This window comes from Cupriavidus sp. 05N38, assembly GCF_056397345.1.
In genome coordinates, this window is record NZ_JBFTNF010000131.1 from 1 (window position 1) to 9,266 (window position 9,266).

General features: G+C 69.2%; 9 protein-coding genes and 1 pseudogene. 2 read left to right on the forward strand and 8 right to left on the reverse strand.

Annotated elements, in window-relative coordinates; genetic code table 11:
* From AC1DK4_RS40155 to AC1DK4_RS40165, 3 genes are all read right to left on the reverse strand, one after another.
* Positions 1-1,574 (reverse strand): acyl-CoA dehydrogenase family protein (locus AC1DK4_RS40155; RefSeq protein WP_477132237.1); only part of this gene is annotated, 1,574 nt, incomplete at its 3' end.
* Between the two features lie 56 nt (positions 1,575-1,630).
* Entirely contained in the window at positions 1,631-2,866 is a 1,236-nt protein-coding gene (locus AC1DK4_RS40160) for a CaiB/BaiF CoA transferase family protein (protein WP_441615559.1), read from the reverse strand.
* Positions 2,867-2,905: 39 nt separating this feature from the next.
* A complete protein-coding gene (locus tag AC1DK4_RS40165; protein ID WP_441615557.1) occupies positions 2,906-3,883 on the reverse strand; it encodes a tripartite tricarboxylate transporter substrate binding protein in 978 nt (325 codons plus the stop codon).
* Between the two features lie 161 nt (positions 3,884-4,044).
* Between AC1DK4_RS40165 and AC1DK4_RS40170 the strand changes: the two are divergent.
* A pseudogene (locus AC1DK4_RS40170) lies at positions 4,045-4,559 on the forward strand (LysR substrate-binding domain-containing protein); the annotation flags it as partial.
* Positions 4,560-4,690: 131 nt separating this feature from the next.
* Here the strand turns inward: AC1DK4_RS40170 and AC1DK4_RS40175 are convergent.
* The 5 genes from AC1DK4_RS40175 to mltG form a co-directional block, all read right to left on the reverse strand.
* Positions 4,691-5,212, reverse strand: coding sequence for a GNAT family N-acetyltransferase (locus AC1DK4_RS40175; RefSeq protein WP_441615553.1), 522 nt, complete (start codon positions 5,210-5,212; stop codon positions 4,691-4,693).
* Between the two features lie 90 nt (positions 5,213-5,302).
* On the reverse strand, positions 5,303-5,767 hold the full coding sequence (locus AC1DK4_RS40180) for a PilZ domain-containing protein (RefSeq protein WP_441615551.1): 465 nt from the start codon (positions 5,765-5,767) through the stop codon (positions 5,303-5,305).
* 156 nt (positions 5,768-5,923) lie between these two features.
* On the reverse strand, positions 5,924-6,931 hold the full coding sequence (locus AC1DK4_RS40185) for a DNA polymerase III subunit delta' (protein WP_441615549.1): 1,008 nt from the start codon (positions 6,929-6,931) through the stop codon (positions 5,924-5,926).
* A gap of 73 nt (positions 6,932-7,004) precedes the next feature.
* Positions 7,005-7,619 (reverse strand): dTMP kinase, encoded by a 615-nt coding sequence (tmk, locus tag AC1DK4_RS40190; RefSeq protein ID WP_441615547.1) that lies wholly within the window; start codon positions 7,617-7,619, stop codon positions 7,005-7,007.
* 10 nt (positions 7,620-7,629) lie between these two features.
* Positions 7,630-8,625 carry an endolytic transglycosylase MltG gene (mltG, locus tag AC1DK4_RS40195; RefSeq protein ID WP_441643510.1) on the reverse strand — a complete coding sequence of 332 codons (996 nt, stop codon included), beginning with the start codon at positions 8,623-8,625 and terminating at the stop codon, positions 7,630-7,632.
* 212 nt (positions 8,626-8,837) lie between these two features.
* Between mltG and AC1DK4_RS40200 the strand changes: the two genes are divergently transcribed.
* A partial coding sequence (locus tag AC1DK4_RS40200; RefSeq protein ID WP_477132238.1) for a YgfZ/GcvT domain-containing protein occupies positions 8,838-9,266 on the forward strand: 429 nt, incomplete at its 3' end.

Consider the following 9,266-nt stretch of genomic DNA (forward strand, 5'->3'; position numbering starts at 1 on the left):
GCGTAATAGAGCGCGCTGGCGGCGCGCCGGGTATCGGCCTCGTGCGCGTCTGCGGCAGCCACCGCCTCGGCCAGCGCGGCGGCGCGCTGCCAGGCCTGCCACAAGGCCTGCCGCAGCGGCGCGGGCATCTCGGCTTGTTCCAGGCGCGCCACCAGCAATGTCTGCAGCGCGCGGTGCGCGCGCTCCTTGCCCACGGCGCGACGGATGGCGTCCAGCGCGTTGATATTGCTGGTGCCCTCCCACAGCACGCCGATATGGGCATCGCGCACCAGCCGCGCGTTGACGAAATCCTCGATATAGCCGTTGCCGCCGCGCACCTCCATCGCGCCGGTGGCCACCGCGATATTGTCGCGGCAGGCGCGCAGCTTGATCAGCGGCGTCAGCAACCGCACCGCCTGGTGCGCGGTGGCGTCGCCCTCGCCGGCACGCCGCATGGCGTCGGCGGTGGCCATGGACATCGACAAGGCGGCTTCGGCAGGCACCATCAGCTTGAGTAGTTGGCGGCGCAGCAGCGGATGCCCGATCACCTCGCGCCCGAACGCGCTGCGGTGCCGCGCCGCCTGCAACGCCTCGTTCAGGCAGCGGCGCATCATGGCGGCGGCGCGCACCGCGTGCGACAGGCGCGACAGGTTGACCTGCTCCATCATCTGCTTGAGGCCCTGGTCGAGCGCGCCGACCGGATAGGCCAGCGCGCCTTCGAGCCTGACCTCGCCGCTGGCCATCGAGCGGGTGCCCAGCTTGTCCTTGAGGCGCACGATGCGATAGGCGTTGCGGCTGCCGTCCTCCAGCCGGCGCGGCAGGGCGAACAGCCCCAGTCCGCGCGTGCCGGCCGGCGCGCCTTCGGGCCGCGCCAGCAGCAGGACCACGTCCGCGTCGGCATGCGAGCAGAACCACTTCTCGCCGTACAGCCGCCAGTGGCCGCCCTCCTCGCGGGCCACCGTCTCGATGGCGCCCACGTCCGAGCCGCCGGCCTTCTCGGTCATGAACTGCGTGCCCTTCCACAGTGCCGCCGGATCGGCCGCCAGCATGCGCGGCAGCAACTGCTGCTGCAGCGCCGGGCTGCCGAACTTGCGGATCAGGTGGACCGAAGTGTCGGTCACGCTGATGGGGCACATCTGGCCGAACTCGGACTGGACGAAGAGGTACTGGAAGGCATACTTCGCCACCGGCGACAGCGGCGCGTCCCAGCCCAGCACGCCGGCGCGGTGGCTCATGGCGTGGAACTGGAAATCGCCGAAGGCGATGTGCTCCATCTCCTGATAGGCCGGGTGGTATTCGATCCAGTCGTGATCCTCGCCCCAGCGCGTGCGCGCGTGCAGTACCGGACCGTGCTTGTCGGCCACGCTGGCCAACGTGTTCAGGCGCCCGCCGGCCAACTGGCCCATGCGCTGGAAATGCGGCAGCAGGTGCCGGTGCTCGGCGCCCGGCAGGTATAGCGCGAGCAGGTCCTGCAGGCCGCGATCGAGCGCCAGGAAATCCAGGCCGGCGCAGTCGGGCGCCAGGTGGCGGGAACTGGTTCCGGCATCGGCCGGGCGCGGACTGGTGAATTCGGCGTAGCGGGCTTGGAACGGCATCGGGGTCTCCGGCAAGAAAAAGGATTCAGGGATCGGCGGGTCCGGCGCGGCGCGCTTCAGATCACGCCGGCGCCGCGCAGGCGCGCAAGCTCGTGCGCGCCCATGCCGAGGCATTCGGCCAGCACCGCGTCGGTGTGCTCGCCGAGCATGGGCGGCCCCACGCGGTGGTCCAGCGGCGTGGCGGAGAAGCGCATCGGACTGGCCACGCTGGGACAGGTGCCGCCGAAAGCCAGCGGCAGGTCCACCCGCACGCCGCGCTCGCGGACCTGCGGGTCATCGTAGGCCTGCGCGAAATCGTTGATCGGCCCGCACGGCACGCCGGCCGCCTCCAGGCGCGCGAGCCAGGCCGCGGTGGTGTCGGTGCGCATGACACCGGCCAGCAGGGGCAGCAGCACCTCGCGGTTGACCAGCCGGCCGCTGACGCGGGCGAAGCGGTCGTCGGCGGCCAGCTCGGGCCTGCCCAGCACCGCGCAGTAGGCGGCGAACTGGCTGTCGTTGCCGACTGCCACGATCAGCTTGCCATCGCTGCTGGAAAAGACCTGGTAAGGCGCCGCGTTGGGATGCGCATTGCCGTAGCGGCGCGGCACCTTGCCGGTCGTCAGGTAGCCCACGGCCTGGTTGCTGCCGAGCGCGAGCGCGCAGTCGAGCAAGGCCATGTCGATATGCTGGCCCAGGCCACCGCGCTCGCGCCACGCCAGCGCTGCCGTGATCGCCAGGCTGGCGTACAGCCCGGTGGCCAAGTCGGCCACCGCCACGCCGAACTTCTGCGGGCCGCCGCCTTCGCAGTGCCCGCAGGCCTCGTCGGGCGCGCCGGTCAGGCTCATCAGCCCGCTCATGCCCTGGAACACGAAGTCGTAGCCCGGACGGTGCCGGTACGGCCCGGTCTGCCCATAGCCGGTGACCGAGCAATAGACCAGCGCGGGGTGGTCCGCGCGCAGGTCTTCGTAGCCCAGCCCGTAGCGGGCCAGCGTGCCCACCTTGTAGTTCTCCACCAGCACGTCGCAGGTGGCCACCAGGCGCCGCACCACGGCCTGGCCCTCCGGGCTGGAAAAATCCACCGTGACCGACTTCTTGCCGCGGTTGGCCGACGCGTAGTACGTGGAATCGCGCCGCTCCTGCCCCGCCCCGGCCGGGATCCACGGCGGCCCCCAGCCGCGCGTTTCGTCGCCCTCGCCGGGCCGCTCCACCTTGATGACCTCGGCGCCGAGGTCGGCCAGGTTCTGGGTGCACCAGGGCCCGGCCAGCACCCTGGTCAGGTCGAGCACGCGGATATGGGATAGCGGCTTGTGCATGCTGGCTTGTCTCCTGTGATTCGCCTCGGATTGCGTTTCTTATTCGGCGCGGATGTGCGCGGTGGCGATGACCTTGCCGTAGCGCGCCGTCTCGTCGCGGATGTACGTGCCGAAGGCCTCGCGGTAGTAGCCCAGCGGTTCGGCGCCGCTGCGCAGCAGGGTCTGCCGCACGGCAGGGTCGGCCATGATGGCTTCGATCTCGCCGGCCAGCGTCTGGACCACGGCGGGCGGCGTGGCGGCCGGCGCCACCAGCCCCACCCAGGCCGACATCTCGATGCCGCCATAGCCCAGCTCGGCGGTGGTCGGCACGTCGGGCAGCACGGCGGAGCGGCTGGCATTCATCACGGCAAGCGCACGCAGCTTGCCGGCGGCGATCTGCGGCAAGCCGGTAAAGGCCGGTTCGAAGGTCATCGACACTTCGCCGGCCATGACCGCGGCCTTGGCGGGCGCGCTGCCCTTGTACGGCACGTGGAGCAGGTCGATGCCGGTGCGCGCCTTGAGCATCTCGCCGGCCAGGTGCGCGCTCGAGCCGTTGCCGTACGAGGCGTAGCTCAGGCTGCCCGGCCTGGCCCGCGACAGCTGCACGACCTCGCCGACGGTCCTGGCCGCCACGCCGGGATTCACCACGATCACGCTCGGTGCGCTGGCGACCAGGGCGATCGGGGCGAAGCTCTTGAGCGGATCGTAGGGCAGCCTGGGATAGAGCCAGGGGTTGATGGTCAGCGTGGTATTGGTGGCCGCCAGCAGCGTGTAGCCGTCCGGGCTGGCGCCGGCCACCACTTCGGCGCCGACGATGGTGGCCGCGCCGGGACGGTTCTCCACCACCACCGGGCGGCCCAGGCGCACGCCGAGCCGCTGCGCGATCACGCGCGCCACCACGTCGGTCATGCCGCCTGGCGCGTAGGGCACGACGATGCGGATGGGCTGGCTCGGATATGGCTGAGCCTGGGCCCTGGCGGCGGCGCTGGCGACCAGCAGGGGGACGGAAAGCAGAACGGCAAAGATCTTCAGCTTCATGGCGGTCTCCTCGGTTCTTTTTTTGTGCCATGCGCCGCGAGTGCCGCGGGGGACGGCTGCGGCGGCCAGGCTGAAAATCATTCTCGGCGTCGCGAGTTATCTAGTCCAATATCGTTTTTTGCGCTATTTATATTGATATTGAATCAATCTACCGGGCACCCATGGACCTCAGGCAGCTGCGTTACTTCGTTGCGGTCGCGGAAGAACTGCACTTCGGACGGGCGGCGGAACGCCTTTCGATCTCGCAGCCGCCGCTGAGCTTCAATATCCGGCAGTTGGAAACATCACTGGGTTTCGAGTTGCTGCGACGCGCCTGCTGCCCTCGCGCCATGTACTGGCCGGGCATGCAGCGGTCGACCTGAGGCAATTGCGACAGGAAGACTTCATCCTGTTCCCGCGCCATTTCGCCCCGGAGTATTACGACAAGATCGTTGCGCTGTGCATGCGCGCGGGATTCACGCCATGCATCCGGCACGAGGTGCGCCATATGCTGACGATCGCCACGCTGGTGGCGCAGAACTTCGGTGTTTCGCTGGTGCCGGAATCCGTGCAGCTGATGCAGCTGCCCAACCTGGCCTGCCGGCCGCTGGCGAAGGAGGGGCGGCGCTCCGAGCTGCACGGCATCTGGCGCGACGACGAACAGGCCCCCGCCGTGCTGGGCTTGCTCGCGGCGCTCGAGTCCGGCGCGCCGGGCGGCGCGGCATCCGGTGCCGCCGGAGCGGAAGCAGCGGAAGGAGCCGAAAGCGCGAAAAGCGCGGCCGATGCGCGCGCGAGGCGAGGCGGCAAGCGCTCCGCCTCGCGCCTTGCCTAGGCTGCCGGCTTGGTCAGGTGCCGGCCCAGGATGACCAGGTCGCGCTCCACGCCGTCGAGCACGGCCACGCGCGGCAGGTTGCCCCAGCGTTCGAAACCCAGCGAGGCGAACAGGCCCAGGCTGGGCTCGTTGTGGCCGAAGATGAAGCCGAGCAAGGTGTGCACGCCGATCTGCGGGGCATGGCCGATGGCCTTCTCCAGCAGGTGCCGGCCCAGGCCCTGTCCGCGCCGGTCGGCATCCAGGTAGATGGAAACCTCGGCGGTGGCGCCGTAGGCCGGGCGGCCGTAGAAATCGGAGAAGCTGAGCCAGCCGGCCATGCGCCCTGCGCTGTCCTGCGCAACCCACAGCGGGCGGCGCTCGGGCGGATGGGCATCGAACCAGTCCTGGCGCGATGCCACCGTGACCGGCTCGGTGTCGGCCGTGACCATGCGCGAGGCGACCGTGCTGTTGTAGATGGCCACGATGCCGGGCAGGTCCTGCGGCTCCGCGTTTCGAATCGTGAAAGCGATATTACTCATGCTCGTTGCTCTTGCTTCTTCTTTAACGTCTTGAAATCAATGCCATGGACGCGAAAGCCAATGTTTCACCTGACATGCCGGCGCGGTCGCCTACAGCGTCTGCGTGGGCCGGCCGGACTCCATGGCCTTGCCCAGGATCTCTTCCACCGCGCGGCGCAGGTTGCGGCCGTTGTCGTCGTCCGGCAGGTGGATGCCGATACCGGGCGTCTTGTTGGGCGTGCCCACCGGCGTGATCCAGGCCACCTGGCCCGCGATCTGGTATTTCTGCGGCCGGTCCAGCAGTGACAGTACGAGGAATACCTGCTCGCCGAGCCGGAACGGCCGGTTGCTCGGCACGAAGACGCCGCCGCGCTGCAGGAACGGCATATAGGCGGCGTAGAGCCCCGCCTGGTCCTTGATGGAGAGCGAAAGCACGTTCGGCCGCGACGCCGCGCCCGGCGCGGCGCCCGGCACCGTCGGCGCGCCTATCGCGCCTATCGCGCCGGCCGGCGCCGCGCCCAAGCCTGCGGCGCCGGGAGCGCCTTGGCCCCGGTCCCCTGCTGCTGCTGTGTTCATGACTGACCCCTTGTTGCGAACCGCGGCCTTTTGGCCTTATTGGAATGACTGACCTGGACAACTACAGCAAGACAACGACAGCGAGACAACTGCAGCGCGACAATTGCAGCGACACGACTACGCCGATACGACTGCCGAAACAGCTACCGAAACAAGCTACCGAAACAACTGCCGGTACTCGAGAAACACCGCCTCCATCACCAGCCGCGCGGCGAGCGGATGATTCTCGCTGCGGCGGTGGTTCGCCAGCCGTGCCAGGAAGGCCTGCAGGCGATGCGCATCGGTGGCTTGCGCGCAGCGCGCGACCGCAGCCTGCTCGCGCGGGAAATAGCGCGGCGCCTGTGCCGCCGCCAGGCATGCTGACAGCAGATCGTACGTCCAGCGCTGCAAGATGCCAAGCACCGCGGGCACTGGCATCTTCTGCAGGTGCTCGGCCGCGCCCAGCACATCGAACCCGGCGCCCCCGCCGAGCTGCGCCACCAGCCAGCGCTGCAGCGGCTGTTCCTCGGCCTCGGCGGCGTGCAGCGCGGTCAGCGGCGAGCCGCCGGCCAGCGCGAGTTGGGCCTCGGCGTCGCCCACGCCCTGCCCGCGCAGCCAGGACAAGGCCTCGGCCGGCGTCGGCCGTTGCACCGAGAACTGGCGGCAGCGCGACAGGATGGTGGGCAACACGCGGTCCAGCCGGTCGGTGACCAGCAGGAACACGGTCGACGGCGGCGGTTCTTCCAGCGTTTTCAGCAAGGCGTTGGCGCCTTCGTTCTGCAGGGCATCGAGCGGATACACCACCACCAGCCGCAGGCCGGCGCGGTGGGTGCCAATGCCCACGGTATCGATCAGGGCGCGCACCTGCTCCATGCGGATGACCTTGCTTGGCGCCTTCTTCTTGCCGCTGTCGTCCGTTTCCGCTTCGCCCGCGGCTTCCATGGCCTCGGGGCGCACCACGGTGAAATCCGGGTGGTTGCCCTGGCTGAACCAGTGGCAGGCCGCGCAGCTGCCGCACGGCTGGCCGTCGGCGCGCGGCGTGTCGCACAGCAGCCCCTGGGCGAAATGCAGCGCCAGGTCGCGCTTGCCGATGCCTTGCTGGCCGTGGATGAGCAGCGCATGCGGGAGCCGCTCGCGCAAGCCGGTCAGCCGTTGCCAGTCTTCTGTCTGCCAGGGATAAAGCATGCGAATCAGGGAGTTAGGTGAAGGACTTCATCAGCTTCTTGCGATATCAGCAAGGCATGATAGTGCCACTGAATCAAAGCGTTGCGAGAATGTTTTCAAGTTCCGCCTGAATCTCGGCAATGGTCCGCGTGGCGTCGATCACGCGGAAACGCTGCGGCGCTTCCGCCGCTCGCCGCAGGTATTCCTGGCGTGTGCGCTCGAAGAAGGCGCGCGACTCGGCCTCGAACTTGTCGGGTTCGCGGGCGCCGGCCAGGCGTGCGCTGGCAGTTTCCAGCGGCACGTCGAACAGCAGGGTCAGGTCGGGCTGCAGGCCGTCCTGCACCCAGGTCTCGAGGACCTCGAGGCGGGCACGCGGCAGGCCCCTGCCCCCGCCCTGATAGGCGAAGGTGGCGTCGGTGAAGCGGTCGGAGACGACCCAGTCGCCACGCGCCAGCGCAGGTTCGATGATTTCCGCGATGTGCTCGCGGCGCGAGGCAAACATCAGCAGGGCCTCGGTTTCCAGGTGCATCTTGCGGTGCAGGAGGATCTGCCGCAGGTCCTCGCCCAGTGGCGTGCCGCCGGGCTCGCGCGTGGTGACCACGGCTGCGCCGCCGGCCAGGCGCGCGCGCAGGCGCTCGGCCACCCACTCAATGTGGGTGCTCTTGCCGGCACCGTCGATGCCTTCGAATGTGATGAATTTTCCGCGCATGGGGAGAGACTTATTTGCCGCGCTGGTACTTGTCGACCGCGCGGTTGTGTTCGGGAAGCGAGTTGGAGAAATGGCTGCTGCCGTCGCCGCGCGCCACGAAATACAGCGCATCGGACGGCGCCGGCGCGGTGGCGGCGGCCAGCGAAGCCAGCCCGGGCAAGGCGATCGGGGTGGGCGGCAGGCCGGTACGCGTGTAGGTATTGTACGGGGTGTCGGTCTGCAGATCGCGCTTGCGGATATTGCCGTCGAAGGCTTCGCCCATGCCGTAGATCACGGTGGGATCGGTCTGCAGCATCATGCCCTTCCTGAGGCGGTTGACGAACACGGCGGCGATCATGGCGCGCTCGCCGGGCTGGCCGGTTTCCTTCTCCACGATGGAGGCCATGACCAGGGCCTCGTATGGCGTCTTGTACGGCAGGTCCGGCGCACGGGCGTTCCAGGCATCGGTCAGGCGCCGCTGCATGGCGCGGTAGGCGTGGCGATACAGTTCCAGGTCGCTGCTGCCGCGGGCGAACAGATAGGTATCCGGGAAGAACATGCCTTCCGGCGCCGGCTCAGGCGCGCCAATGGCCTTCATCAGCTCGGCGTCGGACAGGCCGCGACTGTCGTGCCTGAGCGCCGCGTGGGCATCCACGGCGGCACGCATCTTGCGGAATTCCCACCCTTCGATCACGGTCAGCACATAGTGCGTGACCTCGCCGCGGGCGATCTTGCCGATCATCGACAGCGGCGTGGCGCCGGTCTCGAACTCGTAGCCACCGGCCTTGAGATCCCCGCCGTGTCCGCTCAGCCGCACCAGCAGGGCAAACAGGCGCGGATCCACCGGCACGCCGCCGCGCTGGATCTGGCGGCCCACGCTGGCCACGCTGGAATTGGGCTTGATCACCACCTCGACCGGCGAGGCCGGCAGGTCGAGCGGGCGGTTGGCCCACCAGGCCAAGGCGCCCGCGGCGGCAATCGCAAACACCACGGCGACCATCAGCAGTCGCAGGAAAATACGTTTCATGTAGGGATGGAAATAGCGGCGCCCCGTGCGCCCGCGCGCGCCGCGGCAACAACGGCGGCCCGCGGCAAGGACGGCGGGCGCGCCGGCCGAAATGGCGACAGGCCCATATAATACCGGGAGCCTTGCGCCACCACGAGCGTGCGCAGCATGTCGCACCCGTCATCCGGCGCGCCCGCGCGCCACTTGCCCAGCCTAACCGGCCCATACCTGCCATGAATTCCCCTGCCCCAGACCTTGCTACCCAGTTCGAAGCCGTGCGCCAGGGCGGTGTTGTCTGCCGACCCGCACAACTGGGCCTGATCCGGGTTGCCGGCGACGACGCCGGCAGTTTCCTGCATACCCAGCTGACCAACGCCATCGACGACCTGGCCACCGGCACCGCGCGCCTGGCCGGCTATTGCTCGCCGAAGGGCCGCCTGCTCGCCAGCTTCCTGGTCTGGCGCGACGAGCAAGGCATCGTCCTGCAGTTGTCGGCTGACATCCAGGCCGCCATCCAGAAGCGCCTGGGCATGTTCGTGCTGCGTGCCAAGGCGCGCCTGACCGACCTGACCCCGGCGCTGGCAGTGATCGGCGTGGCCGGCCCCGGCGCGGCCGCCGCGCTGCAGGGCGCCGGACTGCCCGCCCCGGCCGCGCCCTGGCAG

What these genes read in the sequence shown, in the direction of transcription:
- AC1DK4_RS40160 (WP_441615559.1), bottom strand. Translation starts at nt 2,866, where the DNA reads ATGCACAAGCCGCTATCCCATATCCGCGTGCTCGACCTGACCAGGGTG.
- AC1DK4_RS40165 (WP_441615557.1), bottom strand. Translation starts at nt 3,883, where the DNA reads ATGAAGCTGAAGATCTTTGCCGTTCTGCTTTCCGTCCCCCTGCTGGTC.
- AC1DK4_RS40175 (WP_441615553.1), bottom strand. Translation starts at nt 5,212, where the DNA reads ATGAGTAATATCGCTTTCACGATTCGAAACGCGGAGCCGCAGGACCTG.
- AC1DK4_RS40180 (WP_441615551.1), bottom strand. Translation starts at nt 5,767, where the DNA reads ATGAACACAGCAGCAGCAGGGGACCGGGGCCAAGGCGCTCCCGGCGCC.
- AC1DK4_RS40185 (WP_441615549.1), bottom strand. Translation starts at nt 6,931, where the DNA reads ATGCTTTATCCCTGGCAGACAGAAGACTGGCAACGGCTGACCGGCTTG.
- tmk (WP_441615547.1), bottom strand. Translation starts at nt 7,619, where the DNA reads ATGCGCGGAAAATTCATCACATTCGAAGGCATCGACGGTGCCGGCAAG.
- mltG (WP_441643510.1), bottom strand. Translation starts at nt 8,625, where the DNA reads ATGAAACGTATTTTCCTGCGACTGCTGATGGTCGCCGTGGTGTTTGCG.